Origin of the sequence: Alteromonas macleodii ATCC 27126 (assembly GCF_000172635.2) — a bacterium.
Taxonomy (GTDB): domain Bacteria; phylum Pseudomonadota; class Gammaproteobacteria; order Enterobacterales; family Alteromonadaceae; genus Alteromonas; species Alteromonas macleodii.
The window spans coordinates 3,455,077-3,479,520 of record NC_018632.1 but is presented as its reverse complement, the minus strand read 5'-3'; the positions used below and the strand labels follow the sequence as shown (position 1 = coordinate 3,479,520).

The 24,444-nt window shown below is 44.7% G+C and carries 24 protein-coding genes; 10 read left to right on the top strand and 14 right to left on the bottom strand.

Annotated features, from left to right (window positions below; translation table 11 throughout):
- Positions 1–193 precede the first annotated feature (193 nt).
- Together erpA and MASE_RS14900 are read left to right on the top strand one after the other, a co-directional pair.
- Entirely contained in the window at positions 194–538 is a 345-nt protein-coding gene (gene erpA / locus MASE_RS14905; RefSeq protein ID WP_014950570.1) for an iron-sulfur cluster insertion protein ErpA, read from the top strand.
- 191 nt (positions 539–729) lie between these two features.
- Entirely contained in the window at positions 730–1,302 is a 573-nt protein-coding gene (locus MASE_RS14900) for a glutathione S-transferase family protein (RefSeq protein WP_014950569.1), read from the top strand.
- A 72-nt stretch (positions 1,303–1,374) separates the two neighbouring features.
- On the opposite strand, the gene MASE_RS14895 is transcribed toward MASE_RS14900, so the two are convergent.
- A complete protein-coding gene (locus tag MASE_RS14895; protein ID WP_014950568.1) occupies positions 1,375–2,367 on the bottom strand; it encodes a D-2-hydroxyacid dehydrogenase in 993 nt (330 codons plus the stop codon).
- A 155-nt stretch (positions 2,368–2,522) separates the two neighbouring features.
- Here MASE_RS14895 and MASE_RS14890 point away from each other — a divergent pair, with 155 nt between their 5' ends.
- On the top strand, positions 2,523–4,334 hold the full coding sequence (locus MASE_RS14890) for a trans-sulfuration enzyme family protein (protein ID WP_014950567.1): 1,812 nt from the start codon (positions 2,523–2,525) through the stop codon (positions 4,332–4,334).
- Between the two features lie 201 nt (positions 4,335–4,535).
- Complete coding sequence (locus tag MASE_RS14885; RefSeq protein WP_014950566.1) at positions 4,536–4,982, top strand: SRPBCC family protein; 447 nt, start codon at positions 4,536–4,538, stop codon at positions 4,980–4,982.
- Between the two features lie 100 nt (positions 4,983–5,082).
- On the opposite strand, the gene MASE_RS14880 is transcribed toward MASE_RS14885, so the two are convergent.
- Positions 5,083–6,204 carry an alkene reductase gene (locus MASE_RS14880; protein WP_014950565.1) on the bottom strand — a complete coding sequence of 374 codons (1,122 nt, stop codon included), beginning with the start codon at positions 6,202–6,204 and terminating at the stop codon, positions 5,083–5,085.
- 210 nt (positions 6,205–6,414) lie between these two features.
- Positions 6,415–7,734, bottom strand: a complete 1,320-nt coding sequence (locus MASE_RS14875) for a carbohydrate porin (protein WP_014977269.1) — start codon at positions 7,732–7,734, stop codon at positions 6,415–6,417.
- 499 nt (positions 7,735–8,233) lie between these two features.
- On the opposite strand from MASE_RS14875, the gene fucP reads away from it, so the two are divergent.
- Together fucP and MASE_RS14865 are read left to right on the top strand one after the other, a co-directional pair.
- Positions 8,234–9,571, top strand: a complete 1,338-nt coding sequence (gene fucP / locus MASE_RS14870) for an L-fucose:H+ symporter permease (RefSeq protein WP_014950563.1) — start codon at positions 8,234–8,236, stop codon at positions 9,569–9,571.
- A gap of 247 nt (positions 9,572–9,818) precedes the next feature.
- Positions 9,819–11,072, top strand: coding sequence for an ArsB/NhaD family transporter (locus MASE_RS14865; protein WP_014950562.1), 1,254 nt, complete (start codon positions 9,819–9,821; stop codon positions 11,070–11,072).
- 63 nt (positions 11,073–11,135) lie between these two features.
- On the opposite strand, the gene MASE_RS14860 is transcribed toward MASE_RS14865, so the two are convergent.
- Both MASE_RS14860 and MASE_RS14855 read right to left on the bottom strand, forming a co-directional pair.
- On the bottom strand, positions 11,136–12,338 hold the full coding sequence (locus MASE_RS14860; protein ID WP_014950561.1) for an anhydro-N-acetylmuramic acid kinase: 1,203 nt from the start codon (positions 12,336–12,338) through the stop codon (positions 11,136–11,138).
- A gap of 10 nt (positions 12,339–12,348) precedes the next feature.
- Positions 12,349–13,674 carry an OapA family protein gene (locus tag MASE_RS14855; protein WP_014950560.1) on the bottom strand — a complete coding sequence of 442 codons (1,326 nt, stop codon included), beginning with the start codon at positions 13,672–13,674 and terminating at the stop codon, positions 12,349–12,351.
- A gap of 316 nt (positions 13,675–13,990) precedes the next feature.
- On the opposite strand from MASE_RS14855, the gene tyrS reads away from it, so the two are divergent.
- From tyrS to MASE_RS14835, 4 genes are all read left to right on the top strand, one after another.
- Positions 13,991–15,190, top strand: coding sequence for a tyrosine--tRNA ligase (tyrS, locus tag MASE_RS14850; protein WP_014950559.1), 1,200 nt, complete (start codon positions 13,991–13,993; stop codon positions 15,188–15,190).
- Positions 15,191–15,565: 375 nt separating this feature from the next.
- Positions 15,566–16,273 carry a hypothetical protein gene (locus MASE_RS14845; RefSeq protein WP_014950558.1) on the top strand — a complete coding sequence of 236 codons (708 nt, stop codon included), beginning with the start codon at positions 15,566–15,568 and terminating at the stop codon, positions 16,271–16,273.
- A 70-nt stretch (positions 16,274–16,343) separates the two neighbouring features.
- Entirely contained in the window at positions 16,344–16,871 is a 528-nt protein-coding gene (locus MASE_RS14840) for an RNA polymerase sigma factor (protein ID WP_014950557.1), read from the top strand.
- The gene (locus MASE_RS14835; RefSeq protein ID WP_014950556.1) at positions 16,868–17,494 is read left to right on the top strand and encodes a hypothetical protein; all 627 of its coding nucleotides are present in this window, start codon (positions 16,868–16,870) and stop codon (positions 17,492–17,494) included. The genes MASE_RS14840 and MASE_RS14835 overlap by 4 nt, the downstream gene beginning before the upstream one ends.
- 15 nt (positions 17,495–17,509) lie before the next feature.
- On the opposite strand, the gene MASE_RS14830 is transcribed toward MASE_RS14835, so the two are convergent.
- From MASE_RS14830 to MASE_RS14790, 9 genes are all read right to left on the bottom strand, one after another.
- Positions 17,510–17,863, bottom strand: a complete 354-nt coding sequence (locus tag MASE_RS14830; protein WP_014950555.1) for a DUF1428 domain-containing protein — start codon at positions 17,861–17,863, stop codon at positions 17,510–17,512.
- Between the two features lie 97 nt (positions 17,864–17,960).
- Entirely contained in the window at positions 17,961–19,319 is a 1,359-nt protein-coding gene (locus MASE_RS14825; RefSeq protein WP_014950554.1) for an FAD-dependent oxidoreductase, read from the bottom strand.
- 30 nt (positions 19,320–19,349) lie between these two features.
- Positions 19,350–19,955 (bottom strand): GNAT family N-acetyltransferase, encoded by a 606-nt coding sequence (locus tag MASE_RS14820; RefSeq protein WP_014950553.1) that lies wholly within the window; start codon positions 19,953–19,955, stop codon positions 19,350–19,352.
- On the bottom strand, positions 19,952–20,353 hold the full coding sequence (locus MASE_RS14815) for a DUF2721 domain-containing protein (protein ID WP_014950552.1): 402 nt from the start codon (positions 20,351–20,353) through the stop codon (positions 19,952–19,954). The genes MASE_RS14820 and MASE_RS14815 overlap by 4 nt, the downstream gene beginning before the upstream one ends.
- Positions 20,354–20,489: 136 nt before the next feature.
- Positions 20,490–20,894: a rhodanese-like domain-containing protein gene (locus MASE_RS14810; RefSeq protein ID WP_014950551.1), complete on the bottom strand. Its 405-nt coding sequence runs from the start codon at positions 20,892–20,894 to the stop codon at positions 20,490–20,492.
- 133 nt (positions 20,895–21,027) lie between these two features.
- Positions 21,028–21,933, bottom strand: a complete 906-nt coding sequence (locus tag MASE_RS14805) for a cobalamin-binding protein (protein WP_014950550.1) — start codon at positions 21,931–21,933, stop codon at positions 21,028–21,030.
- Between the two features lie 14 nt (positions 21,934–21,947).
- Complete coding sequence (locus MASE_RS14800) at positions 21,948–22,895, bottom strand: cobalamin biosynthesis protein CobD/CbiB (protein WP_014950549.1); 948 nt, start codon at positions 22,893–22,895, stop codon at positions 21,948–21,950.
- Between the two features lies 1 nt (position 22,896).
- Entirely contained in the window at positions 22,897–23,598 is a 702-nt protein-coding gene (locus MASE_RS14795) for a 5'-methylthioadenosine/adenosylhomocysteine nucleosidase (RefSeq protein ID WP_014950548.1), read from the bottom strand.
- Between the two features lie 164 nt (positions 23,599–23,762).
- Complete coding sequence (locus tag MASE_RS14790) at positions 23,763–24,350, bottom strand: DUF2726 domain-containing protein (RefSeq protein ID WP_014950547.1); 588 nt, start codon at positions 24,348–24,350, stop codon at positions 23,763–23,765.
- Between the last annotated feature and the right edge of the window lie 94 nt (positions 24,351–24,444).

The following is a 24,444-nucleotide window of genomic DNA, read 5'->3' as shown; positions in this document are numbered from 1 at the left end:
TATTTTCTATCTGTTAGTGTTAACTAGTTTACTTAACTTTTCTATCTTAACGTGTCACTTAACAGAAATGCCGTTAATGTGCAGTAACTTGAATCGTTAAGTTTTGCCCCAATAATTGCTAACTATCCGCAAGTATTAGATAATTGCGACCAAGCACAAAGTGCGAAAGCACGAGGTTAATGTAGAGGTGGGTATGTCTGTAGAAACGGCGTTGCCAATTGAGTTTTCAGACGCTGCAGCAGCGAAAGTGAAAGCCCTTGTTTCAGAAGAAGAAAATCCTGATTTGAAATTACGTGTATACGTAACAGGTGGTGGTTGTTCTGGCTTCCAATATGGTTTCACGTTCGATGAGAAGGTGAACGAAGGCGATATGACTATTGAAAAAGACAGCGTAACTATGGTTGTCGACCCGATGAGCTTACAATACTTGGTCGGTGGCATTGTCGATTATGTAGATGGTCTGGAAGGTTCACGGTTTTTAGTTCAAAACCCAAATGCCACGACGACCTGTGGCTGTGGTGCAAGCTTTAGCGTTTAAGGGCTTAAGTTATACACTACTTCTCTTTTTAAGCGTTGAACGTTCAGCTTTGAGCGCTTGATGTTAATACGATAGGCATACATCGCATCATTTTGTATGCCTGTCGGTTGTCTTGTTCTCAACACTTCCTTTTATTTTCAAATTCCGGCTACACTGATTTCATAGAACGACTACGGTTTAGGACAGCGTTTATGAAATTATATGGCTCCACCACTTCTCCCTACGTGCGCCGCATTCGCATCGTACTTGCGTCTACAGAACATGAATTTCTTAATCTTCAAATTTTTTCAGGTGAAGATCGCGAGTTGCTCGCCTCTCGCAACCCTACGCTTAAAGTGCCTTGTCTTGAAGATGACGGCCAAATGATTTTCGACTCTCGCATTATTTATAACTACCTTGCCGATAAGCTTGATCACGAAGGGTTAAGTTGGGAAGAAGAGAATCAACTAACCCTGATTGATGCAGCTAACGACTCCTTTGTTCAGCTTATGCTGCTGAAACGTTCAGACTTTGATATTAGCGAAGACAAAATGTATTACCGTCTTCAAAACGAGCGAATTGAAGCTGTGTTAGATGCGCTGTCAAACCAGCTTGATGCGGGTGGATTTAGTGGTTGGACTTATCCCGAAATCTGTTTGTACAGCATGATTGACTGGGTACTTTTCCGTGAGCTACACAGCATGAAGGATTATCCTCAGCTGTTATCGTTTCATGAAAAGCACCATGATCGCATTGAGATAACGGCAACTGACCCTAGAATTTAAGCGTCAGCGTAACTAGCTACAGACAGGCTGTATTTTAGCCTTGAATGGATGACGAGAAGGGCTATTTAAACACTAATAGCCTTTTGCAAAATCAAACTGGTAATTAAGCGATTCACCGTTGATGTAACGCAGCGCATTCTCTAAAAACACGTCGGCTACGTCGCTTGGCTGTGATTCCGCTGCAGTGTGAGCGGTTACTGAAATACGAGGGTGCTGCCAAAACGAATGAGCTGGGTCGAGAGGCTCGTTACGAAAGACGTCCAATACTGCATGGGCCAATGCGCCGTTGTCTAAAGCTTGCAAGAGCGCATCGTCGTCAACCGCACTGCCTCGCCCTGCGTTAATAAATACACTGTGGGGTTTCAGCGCACTAAAAAATTCGTGAGAAAGCATGTTTTGCGTAGATGGCGTGTCGGGCATTAAATTCACCACGTGGTCACATGCTCTGGCAAACGCTTCGATAGTGTCAGGTGTATAAACAGCATCGGCACCTTCCACTGCTTGCCCGCTTCGGGTTAAACCCACAACGCTCATACCCAATGCGTGAGCAACGGGGATCAATGCTTGCCCAATACTGCCCAGTCCAGCAATGCCAAGCGTTTGACCATTTAGCGGCATTCGCTTTGATGCTTCCCATATTGGCTGAGCGGCACGCTGGTTTTGCTCAAAAGCCTTTACGTTTCTGGCATGCCCAAGCAAGTAAGCAAAAACATACTCTCTCATGAGTTTACCGAAAATTCCCTTTAGTCCGGTAAGTATGTAGTTCTTCTTATCGGCATTTAGAAGGGGAGCATTGCCTGCCCAGGTAGACTGACACCAGGTGAGTGCTGAACATGTATCAATGATTCGAGACGCAAGGTCGGGGTCTGCAAGCAGTACCGTAACGGTTTCTGGATTTACATCTTCTGGGCATTGAGCAATTTTTTTAAGCGTTAAAAGCGGGAGACCATCAGCGCCTATGAAGTCGTTATTATCTGCTATTCTTTGGCGAATCGCTTCGGCAATATCATTCGCCTCATCGCTTAAAATAGTCAGTTCAATCCTCTTTGAACTCCTTGCTGTCATTTGCTTAACACTCCTAAAGTAAACTTTTCTTTCCTCTGTCTGACTGCACAATCGTAATGCCAATTGTTCTAAAAATGTGATTTAAGTTTTACATTTTTGTAAACAGTGTTGGTGTCATGTACATGCACCTGAAGTCAATTTGCAACGGAATCGCTATGCAGTCAGAAAACAAATTCCAAAACTCAACAGATGTTGATGTAACGCACGCTAAGGTGCTTTCACCTAAGCGTAACACGACCCAAGCCGAAACAACGCAGGCTTTAGTTGAGGAACAATTATCTCATTTCGGTATAAATGCTGAGAGCGACTACGGTAGGGCACTCGCCAACACCGCTCATCACTTATATGGTGCTCAAGCAAGCGTTAGGCAGCTATGGGATATTACGAGTAATACGCTACAAGGACTTGATAAAGAAGACAGACTGGCTTATTTCAACGCTAAAAAGTTTCTGTCTTTTCAAATTGCGAAGATACTGGATACGTTGCAAAACCCATTTCGTGCCACGTACCAAAGTTTGTCGAGTGGCAATGGCTCGCAAGGGCACTATCCACTGTTCGACAATGTCACGGCACTTTTTTCTGCAACACCCGTGGTGGTAAGAACAGCGACTTATGTGTATGCCTGTACTGAATGGGTCGACGACGCGTTTCAAGGCAAAGAATTTACTCACCAAATTTATTCACGTCTGTTAAACCCAACGAATATTTCCCTTGCTAACGCCATTGTGGATATGGAAGCGGGTCCTTACGCTGCCGAATATCTAGCCTGGAACTTCAACTCGGGCATGGCTGCCATTGATGCGTGTTTATCAAATGTTCTTAGTCATGGCGATGTACTGATTGTTTCGAGGAACGTGTACGGCGGAGTGTACCAGCTACTTCATGATTATTTCGCCCGCAGCAACCGAATGGACATACGGATTGCGTGGTTTGACGGTTATGACGCACAGAGCTTTGCAGAGTTCATGCAGCAAACTAAAACTGAACATGCGTCGCGCTTGAACAATGGTGCGAAAATGCACGTGTATTTAGAGTCGCCTTGTAACCCACATGGTTACGTATTGGATGTGCCTGGGATCTGTGAATTAGCGCATGCACAAGATGCGTTGGTAATGTTGGACTCCACCCTTGCGACACCTCTACTGCACCAGCCACTTCAGCATAAAAACAAAGCTGCACGACCTGACTATGTGATCCACAGCTACACTAAAGATTTGTGTGGTAGCGGTGCTACCACAGCAGGCGTAGTTATTGGCGAAGGGCACCGCATGTTCCAGCCAAAAGGCAGTTCAGCAAATGGTGTTGATTGGTCACAGACCATGTTTTGGGATGTGTACTACATCAAAGGTGCGTTCTTAGATTCTGAAAAGGCCTTTGATGTATTAAACGGCATGAAGACCTTAGAGCAGCGCATGATGACCAAGGTCATCAATACGCAAGTGTTTACTGCATTTTTGAATGCCCACGATCAAATTCGCGTTAACTGTCACGCACTGCCTGAACACAGTAATGCCGGTTTGCGTGAAAAGCAGCATACACACGGCTGGCCGTGTACTTTATTCACGGTTGATATGGCGCCGGCAAACCTTCCTCGCGATGTATTTGTGCGGTTCTTCGATGCCCTAGAGCCTGCATTCAGCCACCAAGTGAGTATTGGCCAGAATAATACGATAATTTTATGCCCGGCGCTGACCTCTCACTCTGAGCTCAGCTCAGACGAGCAGAAGAAAGCAGGGATAGAACTGACCACTATGCGTATCGCCATGGGTACCGACAACGTTAAACAGCTCATTGCCCACTTTATGCTAGCCGCCAAACATTTTATCGAGCCTCATGTTCCAGGATTTTGTGAAAAGTTTATGGCAAATGCCGACATCGACAATCTGTATTTGTCGGTAAGTGAAAGAGTAAGTTCACAGCACTTTGGCAGCAAGGCCAGTATGGATTCACTGATGAAAGGTGCATAGGTTCATTTTTTAGCTCAAGAAGTTGCTTTGAGCTGTCGATAAAAAATATTGAGGATGTTCTCCTTCTCCCGGGCCTTTCCTTACGCGGGCTCGGGATTTTTTTATTTATAGCAAAGGTAAATGACGCTAGAGCGCCTAACTTTTGTTATAAGGTAAGATAGACACAGATCTTTAACGTCAAAGAATATCTAAGGCAGCCTTATGCACGAGTTTAAAATTGATGTAACGCTAGATGCATCATTGCCCTTTGTTTTTGCAGCATTTCACGAGCCTGAATATCTTAGTGAGTGGTTTGCACCGGGCGATTGTTCGGTCACACAAATCATGAGTGATTTCAAGGAAGGCGGTCGCTATCGCATAAAGATGATGGATCCCAGCGGTATTGAAATGTCATTAACTGGTGAGTATGTGACTATTTTAGCGAACGAGCAGCTGTCGTTTTCCTGGGCGTGGGAAGATGATATGGAAGAGTCGGTGATGACATCAGTAGACATTCACTTCGAAAAGACCGAAGAGGGGAATGTAAGGTTGGTGCTCATTCAGCAGGGCTTTCTCAATAAGCAAGAGTGCGATCAGCACAACTACGCGTGGATGTCGTGTCTAGAAAAACTTGCCGTATTAGCCGCTAAGAAAAAGTCGTTTAACTAAGGCCATACTAAAATAGTGAGAACGCGTTAGCATTACGCATCGTGTTATTTCAAATAACGCTTTTGAAAAGGGCAGAGCGCTAGGCTCTGCCCAAAGACAATCAGGTCAGCGAAGTCATCGCGTCCTTCCCACTCTTCTCGCGGTAGGTTTCAAAATCGTTGTAGCCTTCAACACCACCTCCGTACCACGATGATGGATCGTCAAAGGACTCGAGAGGGTAATTATGCTTAAATCGTGTCGGAAGATCTGGATTCGTGATCCAAGGTCTTCCAAACGCAATCATGTCACCATCGCCATCAGATAAACGTTTCTCGGCTTCTTCTTTGGTGTAGCCACAGTTTCCAATGATCATACCGTCGAAAAGCGCTCTAAATTCAGCAAGGGTCATGGCTTCGCCTCGTTCATGGAAGCCAAAGGCCAAGCCATCCATTACGTGTAAATAACCTATCTCCAATTTGTTTAGCTGTTGGGCAACAAAGGTAAAGGTTTCACGAAAATCATCGGCCCCCATATCGTTAAATACACCGTTTGGCGATAATCTCACGCCAACGTGCTCCTTATCCCACACGCTCAATACTGCGTCCATCACCTCGGCCAAAAAGCGGTAGCGGTTATCGACACTACCACCATAATTATCGGTGCGCTGATTGCTGCGGCTATCCAAAAATTGATTGATGAGATAGCCATTTGCCGCATGAACTTCCACACCGTCGAATCCGGCTGCCTTGGCGTTAATGGCAGCTTTTTTGTAGTCTTGTACTGTGCGTTTTATATCGTCAAAGGTCATCGCCTTCGGCACTTCGTAGGACTTCTTGCCTTTAGGCGTGTGAATTTCGTCCCCTTCAATTTTTATTGCTGATGCAGACAGGGGCAAATTTCCATTGTGGAAATCGCTGTGTGATGCGCGTCCAGTATGCCAGAGCTGCAAAACGATTTTTCCCCCTGCCTCGTGCACTCTATTGACCACCGAGCGCCAGCCCTCGACCATTTTGTCGGTATAAATTCCAGGGGTATCAACCCAGCCAATGCCTTCTTCTGAAATGGCCGTTGCTTCAGTAATAATGAGCCCTGCATCTGCGCGTTGTACATAGTGATCGCCCATAATTTTATTGGGTATGCGATCGGCGCCAGCTCTACCTCTCGTCATAGGGGCTAATACCATGCGGTTTTGCAATGTATTCTCTGCCCAATCAAACGAGCTAAAAAGTACTGAGTCTGTCATTCTTATTCCTTATTCAACGTAGAATAGATTGATGTTGAAGCGCTAAGCGTATTGGTGCTCAAAACGCTATAAGATAGTAGTGAATACAGAGATAGCGAGAAGTTGGATTGGTAGAAAGTTGTCCTTGAAACTAATTAAACACAACGGCAGGGAATGGCATCGGTTTGAAAAAAGCGCCCGAAGGCGCTGTAAAGTGTATTGCAGGGAGAATTAAAGTATCAAAGCCGCTAGGTTTACGTCGAACCTTAGGCCCAGAACAATCGCATCATCAAGTGCCATGGCTCTGTCGCGCTGTGCGAATTGGTCGGGGTTGATAATGTAGTGAACGTTCGGCTGAATTCTTACGTGGTCATTGAGTTGATAACCATAACTTAGCTCTAACATGGTTTGGCTGCTTGCTGGTGTACCAACCCCGCCGTTTATGCTTCTTAATATACGCTGATCCTCTAGCGCTTCGTCACTGTACTGTTGACGGGTAAATACGAAGCCAATGGTATCGTCAGGGCGTGAGGCCAGTGTGCCTCGTAATACAAAGCCCGCTTTTATATAGTAGTCTTCAATCAGCTCGCCCGATGTACCGGTTAGCACGGCACCGAATAGTGTTAACCCTTCTTTCGTAAGTGGGTTAGGACGAGTAACAGTTTGTTCAAAACGTGCGAATATACCCGAGCGACCGTTTCTAACAGCGTAATCATTGCCTGACTGCGCCGCATAGTTGCCCTCCTCATCAAAGACAGGGTCGGTGTAGTCTGCGCCATCGTACCAACCGCCAATTTCGTAGCGTCTTGGAAGTTCGTCATTGTCCCACGTAGTTTGATATCCCAGAGTGAAGGGCACAACAACACCTGTAGCCTCATTAGTCGCCCAATCGAAGCCGTGATCGCCTAAGTCTTGATGACTGGTGTTATCTTCATAGACGCCGGTATGAAAGTATGTTTTTTGCGAAAGCCAGTATTTCGCATGGCCACCCCAACTCGAAACCGGCCACCAAGTAAAGTTACTGGTTCTAAATACAAAGGTTGGGTTCCCACAAGCAGCATTGGTTTGAAAATATTGACAAAGTTCAGAGCCTAAAAAGCTGATATTCGCTACTGTGCGGCCACCTTCCAGTTCTAAATCGCCATCTAAAAACGAGGAAGAAATCGTAAACCGTGCAAGACGGGTATTTTGGCCGCCAAAGATTTCTTGTACGGACGTACTGTTACCAATGTAGTGCTCGGCTAAGTTTTTGCCGTGTCGGTTTGTCATGGCAATATGAATTTTGGTGTCTTTCCAGCCCGCTAGCGTATTTAAATCTAATTCCCCACCTACAAAGAGCTGACCAGCATAGGCACTGCCTCTGCGTTCACCACCGTCAATATTGGTGGCTGACTCACCCGTATAACTTGCTTGAAAGTCAAACGCGTCTTGAAACTTACTTTGTGATGCTGACGCAGTGGCGGCAACAATGGCGGTGCTTGCGAGGAGCGCTGTTTGCAAGCCTGTCTTACATCCAGAAAAGCGACGGGTAACTGTAGGTGTTTTCATCATTATTCTCTCAATTAAAAATGTTTATCAACCGCAGCTTGTTATAAGCGTGTGACTGATGACATCTACGCATTTGTTGCTAACTCCTTGTTGACGCAAGATAAATCAGAGTTAGCTAACGTTACAACGCGTTAACATATGCTTGTTTTGAACGAAATCTAACTAACCTTTGCTATTAAATCAACCTTGTTTATTTATTTCTTTTGCTACATTTGTGTGTTTTTCGTTAATAGTGGGGAGATGCGATGGCAATATTTCAAGGTGAGTAGAAAGCGTTCAGTGAGGCGTGCTATCTAGGTTATGTCATTGTCTATTAAGAAATTTTCAAAGGCGGTTTTATCCATTTAATAATAGTCACGCATTTTCTGTTAACGGTCGTCTACATATAAAGTCTAATTTTTAACGCAATCTGAAATAAGTAAATCAAATTGATTTATTGACAGGGGTAAAGAGCAATGCTTAAATTGGTTAACTAATTTTTTACAAGCGAAAGGCCGTTCTTATGAAAAACAACGCCCCTTTGGTTTCCAAAGACACACTGATTCCCTTTGTATTGTTAACGATTTGCTTTGCTGCATGGGGTGTGGCTGCGAACATGACAGACCCTTTGGTAAAGGTATTTAGTAAAATATTTACCATGTCGTCTTTGCAATCGGCATTGGTTCAATTTGCCTATTATGGCGCGTATTTTTGCTTAGCCATTCCTGCTGCTTTTATCAACAAGCGCTTTTCTTATAAAACAGGTGTATTGACCGGACTGGGCTGCGCGGCCGCGGGGGCATTTCTGTTTTATCCAGCCAGTCAAACCATGACTTACGGTTTTTTCCTTGCTGCACTTTTTGTATTGGCTGGTGGATTATCCATTCTGGAAACGTCGGCGAACCCTTACGTCATGGCGATGGGAAATCAAAAAAGTGCGACACGCCGTTTAAATCTAGCTCAAGCATTTAATCCTGTTGGTACTAATTTAGGTGTGTTTTTGGCTGCAACGCTTATATTACCAAACCTGAATCAGGCATCTGCACAAGAGCGTGCCGCCATGTCGGTAAGCGAGCTTAAAAACGTGATAGGGGCTGAGCTTGATGCGGTAATGCTTCCTTATGTAGGTATGGCATGTGTACTCGTTTTGGTTTGGGTTGCAATCTTCCTGATCAAAGCGCCAATTCAAGAATCGGTTGAGTCTAGTGTGGAAGACGTTAAGTTGGGCGCTTCGCTTAAGCGGTTAGTAGCCAACAAGCATTATCGGTTTGGCGTTTTGGCTCAGTTTTTTAATGTCGGAGCACAAACGTGCGTGTGGACCTTCACCATCCAATATGCAATGAAAGCGACAGGTGGCAACGAAGTGAGTGGTGGTGAAATTTTACAATACAGCATGATTGTATTTCTAATTTCTCGCTTCGTGATGACGTGGGTTATGCAGTACCTCTATCCAGCTAGACTGCTAATGATCATGTCACTGATTGCCATGGCGCTATGTATCTTCATGACACAGTCTCCTAATTTAGCAGGCGTAATCGCATTGGTATCTATCTCTGCCTGTTTGTCACTCATGTTTCCAACGATTTACGGCATTGCGCTTGAAGGTCTGGGGGAAGACACCAAGCTAGGCGCAGCAGGTCTTGTGATGGCGATTCTCGGTGGTGCCATTATGCCGCTCTTCCAAGCCGCCATTATTGATAGCGCAGGTGTTGTTGTATCATATATTGTTCCAGCTATTTGCTTCTTGCTTGTAGGTGGCTACGGCTACTTCGATATGCGCGCTAAAAAGAGCAGCGCTAAGCCTCAGTCCGATATAGACGCAGATGCCCTTAAAAAGATGGAAATGGGAATAGCTAAATAGTATTTCTTCAGAAACGTGTACGGGGCCAGTGATTCTATCACTGGCCTTTTTTGTATATTGAATACGTTATGTATTCCACTTTTTTGAGGAATGCACTCAATTAGTTAACAGCATTTTTTCACCGTATTTTCATCAGTTTAGTGCATGTTGAATATAACTGATTTTTCCCCTTGTATAGCGCAGAACACCTGCTAAAGCATGAACAGCAATCGTATAATTCACCCCTGACAATTTGGGAGTAAAACGTATGCTGGACTATGTGCTCATTGGCATAGCGGTAATGGCATTATTGGGTGTGGTATTTGAAGAAGTGCTACACGTGAATAAAGCCAAAACCACATTATTTTTCGGAACATTCGCATGGATCCTTCTTTTCATAGATGCGAATAGGGGCCCTCACCTAGCAGAGCTCAATGAACACCTCATAGAAAACATAAGCGAAATATCCACCCTCTGGTTATTCCTTGTAGCGGCAATGACTTTCGTTGCTTACCTTAACCGCAAAGGCATGATTGAAAACATGTTAAACATTATCATGCCGCAAAAAATAACCCTCAAAAAACTCATATTCTTTACCGCTATTTTTAGTTTTTGCTTCTCCTCGCTAGCTGACAACATCACAGCGACCTTGGTGTCTATTGCCATGGTTTTATCCTTGGGTTTGCCCTTTAACCAAACCATGCGATTTGCCGTGCTAGTGGTATTTGCGGTGAACTCTGGGGGCGTGTCGCTAATAACCGGGGATGTCACCACTCTTATGATTTTCTTGGATGATAAGGTCACTATAACTCAGCTGCTCTTACTTATTATTCCTTCACTCACAGCAGTACTATTTCTAGCGTTACTGTTGAGTATAGGTATGAAGGGGGAGGTTAAAATAAAAAAAACACGCCATGAACTTAGGCCGGTTGATTACGTAATTGCGGGAATATTCCTGTCCACTATTGTACTGACGTTAATTGCCAATGTGCTTTTTGCTATTCCACCTATGCTTTCGTTTTTAGCGGGTATGGCGGTTATGTTTCTAGTGGCAACCTTTATGGGAGAAGAAAAATATGATGATCCTATCTTGGACTATATTCGCCTAATAGAATTCGACACGCTTCTGTTTTTCCTTGGGGTGTTGCTGCTTGTCGGTATGCTCGATCACATTGACGCATTGGGCGCACTTTTACATGTATATAGCGTAATGCCTTCAACAGGGGCCAACTTTGTGATGGGGGTGTTGTCTTCCATGATAGATAATGTGCCATTAACAGCTGCGTTGTTAAAAGCGGACATTGCCATGTCGACAGCTGAGTGGATGGCGTTCACGTATGCAGTAGGTGTGGGGGGCTCGTTACTTATTATTGGCTCATCAGCAGGTATTGTTACCATGAGTAAGGTTAAGGGCCTGACGTTCGCCAAATACGGCAAGTTCGTGTTGCTTCTTCTTGCAGCGTATAGCGTGGGTTACGCGTTGGTATTGGTAATGGCGAATATGTTTGTTACGGCAAGTTAAGGTGGTGACGTTGCTTTTATAAACAGAACCAATAAAGCGTTTGAGGGTGATAGCCTGTCGCCCTTATGCTTTTTTATATAACGCTCCGAGTACCGTGGCTTTCGAAGCCCCTGTGACTTCAGGCACGTTGCCTGGAATATCATTCATATACGCATGTGCAAACCACGCAAATGCTGCGCCTTCAACGTGCTGTGGATGGATGCCCAGAGCATGGCTGTCTGTTACTACATAATCACTTAAAGCATTGCTCAAGTTATGCATTAATGCTTTATTGAAAGCGCCACCGCCACACACTATAACTTCGCTTTTTGCGCCTTCTTTATTTGTTTTAGGAAAATGCTTCACAATTTCCTGAGCGATAGTGCTACCTGTTAGCGAAAGTAAGGATGCTTGCACGTCTTTAGGGGCTAAATTATTGTTCTTTTCTTCGCTTTGCAGCTCTGCACTAGAAGGGAAGTATTCGGCGAGCGCATTGCTTAACCAATTAATATTGAAATACTCTCTGCCAGTACTTTTAGGCGCAGGCAAAGCGAAGTAATCATCCAGTAAGAGCCTGTCTAACAGACCTGAGTGACAATGCCCTGACGCAGCCCATGCTCCATCTTTATCAAAGCTTTTATTTAAATGAAGACTTATCCACTGATCCATCAAGGTGTTACCGGGTCCGGTATCAAACCCTTTAGGTGGCGAAGCATCTTGTTTTGGCGCAAGCAGTGAAACGTTTGCTATACCGCCAATGTTAACGAGTGCTCGGTGTTTATCATCACTGGCAAATACTGCATTGTGAAAAGCGGGCACTAAGGGAGCTCCTTGACCACCAAGGGCAATATCTTTGCGCCTAAAGTCGGCAATAACATCAATGCCGGTAAGAACAGCGATGGTATTAGGATCGCCTATTTGACAGGTGAAGCCGCGTATGGATGATTCTGCAAAGTGTGCTGACAATACATCGGAATTCGGATGATGACGTACGGTTTGGCCGTGCGAGCCAATAGCCGTAATATCCGAAGGATGTAGGTTGTTTTTCTCAAGCAGCGCTAAGGTGACCTTTGCAAAGGTTTCAGCAACCAGTCTATCAGCGATGGCCAAACTGTTAAGTTCATCAGGACCTTCACTACAAAGTGCATTGAGTGCAGTAAGTAATTCGGCAGAATAAGGAATTGAATGGGCGGCGAGGGTGGTGCAAGACGTTTGCGAGATGTCGCACAGGACGGCGTCGACGCCGTCCATGCTAGTACCTGACATCAGGCCAATATATTTTGCCATTTAGTCGTCGCTATTTCATTGCAAGCATAATGCGCTTGTTATTATCTAGCTGCTCTTGGCGTATTGCGGCAATTTCCATAAACCTTTCTTTCTCTTCCTTAGCAATAGGAAGCGCCTTCGGTAGTTCTACCGTTCGTGGGTTTCGGTGAACACCATCCACTAAAAACTCATAGTGAAGATGGGCGCCAGTAACCATACCTGAACTACCTAAATAGCCCACGGTTTGGCCTTGCTTAACCGTATCTCCCACTTTCACTGCACGCTTTTTAAAGTGAAGATATTTGGTTGTGTATTTCTCGCCATGCTGAATGAAAACATGGTGACCGTTATATTTATCGTATCCGGCTTTAATTACCTTACCGTCACCCGCAGCCATAATTGGCGTACCAACCGCAGCAACATAATCTGTACCGCGGTGCGCTTTCCAACGCTTTTGCACGGGGTGGAAGCGAGCTTTTGTGAAGTTAGAGCTTACATATCTAAAATTCACTGGCGCACGCAGGAAGCTCTTACGCATACTGCGCCCTTCAGGCGTGTAGTATGTGCCATCTTCGTGAAGAATAGCGCTAAAATGCTCGCCTTGGTTGGTAAACTCCGCTGCAACGATGTCGCCGTAACCGACAAATTCACCGTCGATGTATTGCTCTTCGAATACTACGTTGAACGTATCGCCAGAACGGATCTCAATGGCGAAGTCGATATCCCAGCCGAAAATACCCGCCAAATTCATAATTTGGTTGCTGGTTAAGCCTGCATCACTGGCGGCGTTCCAAAAGCTTGAGTGAATTTCACCTTGGGCGAAGTTGTAGCGAATGTCTACATCTCGCTTTTCAAGCTCAGCGGTTAAGGCGCTGTTCTCATCCGACGATTCTGGACGTACAAACAGGGTTTCAGTCGAAGACAATTTGTACTTTAGCTCGCCGAAGCTGCCGTCTTTATTCGCTTTAAACGATAGTTCATCGCCGGGCAATAAAGTAACCAGCGTTTTTGTTAGTTCTCCTGCCTGCGTTACGTTATATACGTCACGCGAAGTGAAGCCAGCACGCTTAAATAGCTTTGCTAATGTATCGCCACTGCGCACCTTGTACGTCTGCCATGAAGATTCTTCTTCACCAGAAAATACGTTAGTTGACGGCGCAATATGAAGCTCCACCGGATAGCGGACACCCGCATCCAGAATGTGTGCTTCTTGATGGCGACTGGCTTCTACTGGTTCACTTGGAAAAAGAATAAGCCCACCCAGAAATAAGCTAGCTACTGCTAACCCAGTTCTGTGCTGTTTCGGTAATTTTTTAAATAAATTGAGCGCTTTAGAAGCGTCTAATTTCTTTCTCATACTACTGCCCACCTGAGAAATGTTATGTGCACAACACTATTTCACATACGTTGCTTAAAAATGCAACTTTTCTCATTATATTGTTAGCGCAAATTGTTACACCCAATAGCTCTTATCATGAAGACTATTTCTTGAGATTACTGAATACAGTCCCCGTTAATTCAGCACTCTAATCCCACATTAAAAACTGTTGGGTTTAACAACATGACTGTTTGTAATCCGTTTTTTGACGCGCAAACCTTTTAATGGTTCCGTTGTACGCGTAAAATGCCCGCCAATATTGAATATACAGTTTTTTTAAGAGTGTGACGTACAAATGAAAGATTGGCAAACAGCGCTAGCTGAGATTAAACGGGGCGTTGATGAAATACTCCCCGAAGAGGATTTAATTGAAAAACTAAAATCCGGCAAAACCCTAACCATCAAAGCGGGTTTTGATCCAACTGCGCCTGATCTGCATCTTGGTCACACTGTGTTGATCAACAAGTTGCGTACATTCCAGCAACTAGGCCACAAAGTTGTTTTTCTTATTGGCGATTTTACTGGCCTAATTGGCGATCCTACAGGTAAAAATGTAACACGCAAGCCTTTAAGTAAAGAACAGGTATTAGAGAACGCGAAAACGTATCAAGAACAGGTGTTCAAGATCCTTGATGAAGATAAAACGGAAATACGTTTTAACTCAGAGTGGATGGATGGCCTTGGCGCAGCAGGCATGATTAAACTTGCGGCTAGTCAGACTGTTGCACGTATGCTTGAGCGTGACGACTTTAAAAAGCGTTATAACAACGGTCAGCCAATTGCTATTCACGAGTTTCTGTATCCGTTAGTGCAAGGTTGGGATTCTGTTGCGCTAGAGTCAGACGTTGAATTAGGTGGTACAGACCAACGCTTTAACTTACTAATGGGTCGTGAACTTCAAAAAGAACAAGGCCAAAAGCAGCAATCTATTGTAATGGTTCCGCTTCTAGAAGGTCTAGACGGCGTTCAGAAGATGTCTAAGTCTTTGAACAACTACATTGGTATTACAGATGCGCCAAACGATATGTTTGGTAAAGTGATGTCTATTTCTGATGATTTGATGTGGCGTTATTATGACCTTCTAAGCTTCCGACCGCTAGAAGAGATCGCTGAGCTTAAAACTCGCGTTGCGAACGGTGAAAACCCACGTGATATTAAAATCATGCTAGCGAAAGAAATTATTGCTCGCTTCCATGACGACGCAGCGGCAGAAGGCGCGCATCAGGACTTTATTCAACGTTTCCAGAAAAACGCTATTCCTGACGACATGCCCGAGCTTGAAATTGCATTAAGCGATGAAGGTATTGCCATTGGTAATTTGTTGAAAGAAGCTAACCTTGTAGGTTCGACTTCAGATGCTATGCGCATGATTAAGCAAGGCGCAGTTAAAATTAACGGCGATAAAGTGGAAGACACCCGCTTAGTAATCACCGAAAAAGGTGAAAACGTGTATCAGGTGGGTAAACGCAAGTTTGCGCGTATTACGCTAGCCTAATGTTTTTCTGATAGTTTTTTAAAAGCCCGCTTAGTTTAGCGGGCTTTTTTTTGCCTGAAATATAAGTACTAGTGGATAGTAGGGCGATTATTTTTTTAGAAGGCCCTAATTACTCATACAAAGTTAAGCATCAAGCCAAATTTGAAAGTGGGGGATATTGGCTTTAATGTTTATAAGTGATTGTCGCTAAAGGTTTTTTTATTTTTCTTGCTTTTTTTTGAAAAAGTTTGTCAGGTTTTTGCAATCGCTATCGTCTATAGGGGAAAAATCAATCAATGAACCCAACTGTACGATAAGCAGTTAACGCGTAGCAGGCTGGGATGAAACAACAGTGAAACTCAATACTAACGCTTACGCAATGCAAAGGATAAAAACATGACAACGGTAACTTCAACTCGTGCAACATACCATCAAGCTAACAAGAGCCTTCCTGCGAAGGAAGCGTTCACATGGCTGAAAGAGGGTTGGCAGCTTTTTATAAAAGCACCTTTTAGATTATTGGGGCTTTCTTTTGTTACCTTATTAGCCGCGGGGCTCATTCAAGCGCTAGCAGGGCCAATTGGCTTAGGCATATCGAAATGGGTAGGTCCGCTTCTGGCTACCGTGATGTGGCTGGCCATTGCCAACTTAGCAGAAAATAACAAGGTGAGATTGTCGGGCGGAACCCTGCGCTCATGGACAAATGTTGCTTTGTGGAGTTTGACCGGGCCAGTGATCGCGTGGATCCAATTTCAAATTGGCGCTATGTTAATGGGCGCAGATTCAGTGGCGGCGTTAGCAAATGGTGTTGTAGTAGATGTACCCGCTTGGAAGGTCGGGCTAATGATGGGCTCGGCAACACCAATAAATTTACTGCTTTTATTTGTACCTATGTTGCTTATTTTAAAACATCGCTCAATCCCAGCATCTTTTACAAATAGTATTGCTGTAGTAGTGGGCGCTTATAAGCCGATGTTGATAATAGGTGCCATGATTTTCTTAACAGTTGCACTTGCGCCCTATACTTTCGCATTGTCGGGATTGGTGTTTGGCCCTATTGTTTCATGTATGTGCTTTGTTGCTTACCAGCGCTTATTTCGCTAATCAGCTAGGAAGCGTAATTCAACTGCTCACTTAAAGCGTGGAATTAAAAAATAATAAAAATGGAAATGCAGTGAAAGAAACCATTCAAATAGAAAAACTGCTTAGTGAATACGCGCCGCTCATGGCGCGTATTGCGGCAACATTTGAGGCTAATAAATCACTTCAAGATGAGCTAATACAAGAAATGTCACTGGCGGTTTGGCGCGCTTTTGAAGGAGCTTCAAAAGGCAGTGATAGTGGCTTTCGCGGTGAGGCAAGTGTGAAAACGTTTGTGGCCAAAGTAGCGCACAACAAGGCGGTCGATCACGTGATTAAAGAGCAGCGGCGTAAAGAGTTTACCCATGACGGCGAGTTCGATTCTTCTCACACAACCAGCGCCAGCTTATCTCGGGATGCCACGTTACAAGAGAATGCGATGGATCTCATGACAGGCTTACGTCAGCTAGAAATAAAGTACAGACAGGTACTGGCATTGCTTTTAGAAGGTTTCAGTCAGCTGGAAATAGCTAATATGTTAGGTATTAAAGAGACTGCCGTCGCTAAGCGGGTAAGCCGCGCCCGCCAACAGCTAACGCAGATAATGGAGCAACAGCCTTGAGCGATAATAAAAGAGCCTTGAGCGAAGAAAAATTAAGTATGGCCGAGAACAGCACGCAAATGAACGAATTAGATAAGCAACTCGCTCAGTGGCAAAGTGCCTACAAGGATGCAACCCCTTCAGTAGATACAGATTCACTGATTAAAGAAACCAAGAGCGCAAGATTCAAACTTAAACTAAAAGGTGCCGTTGATTTGGTGCTCGGGCTAGCGGTTTCTGTGTGGTGTTTAACTTTGGTGTTGTTCGAGCCACTTAGCACATATCAATTTTTGCTTTTCATGGTACTTACACCTATTCCCGCCGCCTTCGGGGCATGGGGATATTGGGTAAGGCAAAAACAGTGGAAGGTCCAGACGTTAGACGTTCAGTCAATGTTGGCGTTTAAACAAAACCAATTAAAACAGCAATTACATTACTGGAAAATTAGCCTCTATGGATGCTTTGCTTTGTGGTGTGGATTGCTGGCACTCGCCGTATTTAATGTACTGATGTTTAATACCTTCACGCTGTGGGGGACACAGCTTTTGATAAACAGTGTGGTCGTTTTTATCGTATACCGCCGGTACAAAAAGTTAGCCGCAGACTTGCCGTCGGCGTTAGCGAAAATAGACGATATGAAATAGCTGAAACTAATAGTCTTATAATTCCAGCATTGGTACGAAGCCCCCGTAAATAAGGCGTTTACCGTCGAAAGGCATGGGGTTTTCGTTTTCCTGCATTCTAGGATCTTCCATCACCTTTTTCCAAGCAGTATCACGCACTTCTTTTGAAGGCCAAAATGCAATGGAAAACACCACGGTTTCATTTTCTTTGGCTTTAACAGCCATCGGGAAAGACGTGACTTCCCCTTCAGGGACATCGTCACCCCAAGCTTCAAGTATTTTAGTCGCACCATACTCTTTAAAAATATCGCCGGCGAGTTTGGCGTGCTCAATGTATAACGCTTTATTTTCAGTGGGAACGGCTACAGCAAAGGCATCGATATATGACATGAGGTGACTCCGTCAAAGAATAGATACCTAAAATAGCCTAATTTATAGACAGCATGCAATGCTTAACATTAAAGTGAATCGTAATTTATAACCATTACTAGCGTTCTGCTATTTTCGCCCATTGGTACAAGCCATGCAGTGCTAGCCTTCTTGCTTTTGCAAAGGGGTAGGTTTTCAAAGGAGAACGATAAAGGGGAAGCGATAAATCGACGTCATTGCTACCCATCATACGTTGAGCAAGTCGTTGCCCTGCAAACGCGGCAAAAGAAACGCCCGAACCGCAATACCCCATGGCGTAACCGATATTACCGCTAGAGCGGTTTAAATTGTTGCCGCTTACCTTATTGTCGATAAAAATCCGCGGCATACTGTCTAACGATACACTTACCCAACCACTCCAAAAATAATCCATGGCGATACCGCTAAGTGAAGGGAAACTATTAAGCATCGCGCGATATAAGCGCTGTTTCTCTGAAACATTATCTGCATCTTTACCTTTTACGGCCCCACGACCGCCGAATAATAATCTGCCATCTGGCAGCACACGGTAGTAATACTTCATCATCCGCGTATCCATGAAGCTCATTGGCGTGGTTAGGCCAGACTTTGCGCGCTGTTCGCTACTCAATGGCGCAGTGACAAAAATGCTCGATTGAACAGGAAATTGCTTATTGTCTACGCTGTCATGAAAGCGCTTAGGGGTATAAGCATTAGTAGCAATGAGTATGTGTTTGGCCAAAACTGACCCGCTTGGTGTTGCGACAACATATCCGGTCTTGTGCTTTTCAATGCGAATGGCTGGCGAGTCGTAAAAAAGCGTTGCTCCAAGCTCCTTTGCTACTCTTGCATATTCGCTTACTAATTTTAGTGGGTGTAAGCATGCACCCTTTAGCTCAACGCCACCATACGCCCCTTCAATACCAAAGCGCGCAGTAAGGTCTTTATCACTAAGTGTAGAGCTCGGTACGTTGAAGTGTGACTCAAGATGCTTAGCACTGGCACGGAGTAGTTCGGCTTGCTTTGGGTTATGCGCCAGTTTTAAATATGGTTCTTCTACCAAATCGACCTGCATATTAAAGTCTGCAATACGTTGTTTAAGCAGGTGTACCGCGCCATCAAACTCGCCCTGCATAGCTTTGGCGATGTCGCGACCCCACTTGTCCTCTATGGCGCTTAAGCTCAATCGGCCGCTACCCGAGAGGATAAAGCCTCCGTTCCGGCCCGCACAGCCAAATCCCGGTGAATTCGCATCAAGTAGCGTGACTTCTTGTTTCGCTTGAGCAAGTGTGATGGCAGCTGAAAGACCGGTATAACCACCACCAATAACGAGGTACTCAGTGTTTACCTTCTTGTTTAAAGGCGGCAGTGTTGGTGGTTTGTGTGTGGCATGCCAGTAGCTGTTTGCCGCGGGTAACATTGATGAAACGCCGCGTGAAATAAGAGGATCGTAGGTCATAGAATGAAAACGTTATTAACTGTGTCGTACTTATGGGGCTTGAAATTGAAGTAGCATTTCCGCACCTTCACACTCGCAATAACCCTCGCATACAGGGCAATCGTAGCCTTCATGAATAGATGCGTAGCGCCACTTATTAGGGTGCTTCTTTATAAGCTGCCCCCCATTTTTAGTGAAGTACTTAAATGCGCTGTTGCCCGGACTTGCCAACCAAATATGTGCTAAACCCGCTTCTGCGCCTTGAGTTTGCGCACATTCAATCGATTTACTTAATAGTCTGCTGCCAATTCCACAGCCCTGCATTGCGGGGTCTACCGTATTACATTTGAAATAGCATACGGTATTTGGATCTACTGGCCAAAGGGAAGGGCTGCACCACTCATCTGCTTCCCATTGCGTATGCGCAAAGGTGAGCCTGAAACCAACAACTTTTTGTTTGTATAGGGCTACCCAGCTAGCATTAGTATTGCCAACAAAGCTCTTTGCATAGTAATCAGCAAGTAGCTCGTTGGTTAGGTAGTTATCTCCGTGCACGTGATTACCAAGAGCAATCACCCCTGCAAAAAACTCAGGCGCTAGAGACTCGTAGCTGATATCACTTTGAATTATGTGGCTCAAATGATTTGTGGGCTTCATACTTTTTCTTTACGCGGGGCGTTTTTCATCCCGTCAAGGTGCACATCCAAGGCTTCAACTGATATCAATATTTCTCTTACCGACATCCATAGTGAATACAGAAGTGATACTAAACTTGCAGCAAACACCCAGTTTCCTACCTGTTGATAGGTGAGGTATATCGCTAGCATGGATACTACACAAAGAAAAAAACTACCCACACCTGCTATTTGCATTCGCTTAATAAGTTGAATACGTAATCGAAGGTTTTTTATTTGTGCTTGAGTATTCTCATCTCTCTCTTCTTTTGAAAAGTTTCGGATAATAGTTGCAAGCGTTAAAAAGCGATTGGTATAGGCTAGAAGCAATAAAGAAATCGCCGGAAATAACATGGCCGGAGTAGCAATATCTATTTTCATGGGTGTTTCATACAATCGTCGAGTAAAAAGAGTGTATCACAGGGGCTCAGTTACACACAGTAATCAGCCAAGAGGTTGAACTTACAACATCTTTAGTGCCAAAGACTAATACGAAGGAGAAGGCGGAATATTGAGTCTACATTCGGTCAACTGTCATGCCAGCGGCACTCCAGCCTAACATATCGCCTTCTAAATGCATGACTTCAGAAAAATCGAGTTCTTCCAATACTTTCATTGCCAGTTTGGCTCTTCTGCCTGAACGACAATAAATGATAATAGGCTTGTTTTTGTGGCCTTCTAATTCGCTAAGGTAGTCATTGATATTTTCATGGGGCATATTTACTGCGCCAGGAATGTGACCATCGGCGAATTCTTGCGGAGAGCGAACATCAATAAGGAGCCAGTCGTTGTTCGCAACTCGCTCGATAAGATATGGTGATGCGGCAACAGAGGCTTGCGCGGTCGCTTTCGCTGTGCACTGAAGCGACACAAACAATGCAACACTGATAACAACTAGAAAACCCGCAACAACAATCCGCATGAATAAAAACTCTTACCTTTTTATAGAAGATTAGAACCTGCTCTTATTCTGTTACACAAAGGCGCTTAAATTGAGCCAAGTCGGTGTGTATCAATTGAAAACAGCCCAGCAGGTCTAGACTTAAGTATAACGCTTATGCGCTTTCTTTAATACCTTTACAGAGTACTTTTAGTTCATTTATTAATCGCAATGAAAACCGACTGGTGACGTCTGGATCCACAACAATTAAGGGGGCTTTGAGGAAAGAGCGATGATCACGCCAGAATACCTCAAGTTCTGAATGCGTACTTTTAGATGCCGCAATGAGTGCATGAGGTTGGCGAGTAAGTACATCTTTTAATGCGACTTGAGGATAGTCTACAGGGCTGTCTGCAAATAATGTTTGAGCACCACACACATTCAGCAGTTGGTTACCCCACGCGTTGGGACCGATGGTCATAAGTGGAGCAGTCCACGAATAATAAAATACTGGTATAAGCGAGGATTTGTCGTATTTACTTCGAAGTTCGGCTAGTTCGTTGAGAAAATCATTGGAGAGCTGGGTCGCCTGCTTTTGCGTATTTGTAAGTGCCCCAAGCCTTTTAATTTCGCTGGCTATATCAGTGATATTTTCGACCTTACTGCTAAATACGTTTAGACCCATCGAGGAAAGCTTATGGATATCTTGCGGCTTATTGCCTCCATCCCATGCAAGAATTAAATTAGGTTCTAACGCCACAATGGTAGCGATATCGGCACCTTGAAAATCCGCCACCCGCTTAATATTTTTCGCGGCGTCAGGATAGTCGCTATAGTCGCTTACACCTACAAGGTTAGGGCCTAAGCCCAAACTAAATGCCCATTCGGTAAGGTGGGGCGCAAGGCTGACTATCTTTAGCTCGACGGAATTTGATAAGGCGCTTGATTCCGAGCTTGGTGCAACATCGGCAGAAGCAAATTGATCTGAATGAGCTAGGTGTATTGTCTCGGCATCTGATTCTGAGTTAGCAAATGTGAGAAGAGGTAAATAGCTTAAAATTACAAAAAAAATGGTTTTCATCATATCTGCTGTTTTTATTGTGCCACGGCCATTGCCAGCATAGCTAACGATGCGAAGGCGCTAACCGCAATCATGGCATGAGTAACGGTATTTTTGGCTGTCAACATGTGAGAGTACTTTACCTCGTTAGCGCCTCCCACGCGGGTGTATCGAATCTTCTTGTTGGCATAAATTGCTGGGCCGCCGAGTTTAATATCAAGCACACCGCCCATAAGCGCAAGCAGTAGCGACGTTTTATCTTTCACTGGGGAGCGCTTTATGGCGCGAAACCCTTTAATAGGATGGCTGACCAGTAGTGTTGCTAGACCACCAATGACCGCGGGCGGCACATTAAGTAAGTAAACGAGTTTGCGTACGGGTTTGGCAAAGAAAGTCATTGCAGGGGTTCGGTAATGCCACTGCCAAGATGTGAGCAAAAGCAATCGATAAATGAGTGCGCCTATGGGGCCTGCCACTACAAAGTAGAAAATGACGCCGCAATAAAGATAAAGAAACTTCAGCCATAGCGATTCTATCGCGGCTTTGGCAATTCCTATATCGGAAAGTGAATCGCATTGACGTGCAGTAATGGTTTGCGCCATTTCACGTGCGAGGGATTTTTTATTTCTTCCCACACTCGCCAGCACTTTTTTGTACTGTTGACGCTGGTAACCGTAATCGAGCAGTGCGACAAGAATAATCGCCTCAAAGAATACGGGGTATTGGGCCATGTACACCAAGATGGCAACACATACTACCAATGGCGCAAGAAGAACTAGGGCGGCTAATGAGCCTGAAATATAGTGCTGAGACCTACCGTATTCGCGAGAGGGCACCACTTTGCGCCCCATTTGCTGAACGAGGTAGCGCATGAGCGTTAATGGATGAGTACTTTGGGGCCAGCGCCATAATGCGTCAACGGCGATAGCCAGCCAAAGTACGAATAGCGACTGGTATTGCGGGTCGCTAATTACCTCTGTCATCTTATTTTGCGAGAGCCTTAATCATTGCCATAACTAATTGTGCTGAGTGTTTAGCGGCAGTGTCTAGATACTCTTTAAAGCTCACTGACGACGTTTTTCCTGCAATATCCGACAATGAACGAATGACAAGGAAAGGCGTGTCGAGCATATGGCAAGTTTGACCTATAGCTGCACCTTCCATCTCAACCGCTTTCATGTCTGGGAAGTTTTCACGCAGTTCTGCTACAGCTTCGTCGCTACCGATAAACGCATCGCCCGTACAGATTAAACCTGTTGTCGACTGAAGCGACGTAATGCCTGTGGCAGCACTACGAGCGGCTTCCATTAACCTTGTATCGCAACGGAAATCTTCAGGCATACCTGCGCATTGACCGAGCTTGTAGCCAAAATGGGTTAAATCGGCATCATGGTGAATAACGTGACTGGCGATCACTAAATCACCGATGTTTAGATTCTTGTCGAAACCTCCGGCAGAACCGGTATTGACAACAGCATCAGGGGCGTACTGTTCGATAAGTACAGTAGTAGCAATTGCTGCAGCCACTTTACCAATACCGCATTTTACTAGCACCACTTCTATGTCGTTAAGTGTACCTTCGTAAAACGTCAGGTGCTTCCACTGGGTTTCTTTTACATTCCAAAGTGACGCTTTAAGTAGCGCAACTTCTTCGTCCATTGCACCTAAAATACCAATTTTTTTCATAACTTTACCGACGGTGTTGAGGGAATTTAACGCGTGAATACGCTGCTGAAAGCGTTAATTGTATAAGGAAAACGGGTAAACTGACAGAAAAATGCCTCTGTTACCGCTATTTGAGAGTAAGAAAATAGCAAAGCAACAAAGGCCAGGGGAAGTGGGGTTATGTCTTAAGCTGCAGCTGGTCTGCTTGAACGCACTGGGCGAGTCGGGCGCTTTGGTGGCTCTGGATTATGCGTTGGCAGCTGTGCCATTTTTTGCTGTAAACGGCGATAAGGAATGAGTTTGTTTTCCAAACACTCGCGAATATCGTCAACGGTATAACCAGACTTCACTTTAATTCTTGCGTGAGGAAGGCCGGCAGCATCAAGTGCTCCGGTTACAAACCAGTCTTTTTGTGATTTATAACCATCTTTGCCTTGGCTATGAACTAAGTCGATAGCAAGAACAGGACTCATGTCGTGTTTATCTACTAATACAAAGTCGAGCTGTCTGCTAGAAGCTCTGCTGATGGCTTGGCTTGCCGTCTTTTTATTTGCAGACTGGCGAACCGCCACTAAATCGTTAAGACGCACACGGCACACTATGCGAAACTCTCTTCCCATAGCCTGTTCGATAAGGTTCAAAAAAGAGTGTTCAACGGGGGTGAACAATTGCGGCTTTCGCCTAAATGGAAATGCGACACCGCCGTCTGACAACTTTATGGCACCCAGTGCAACGACAATAAGTAACATCATTAGAATAATTGCCAATTCCATCGTAACCCTCGCAAATTTCAATAGTTAAAGCCCACGGAATGCATAATAAAGAAGCCCGCTAAAGTGTTTATATCGAAAAAAGCTTGGGCTCCGT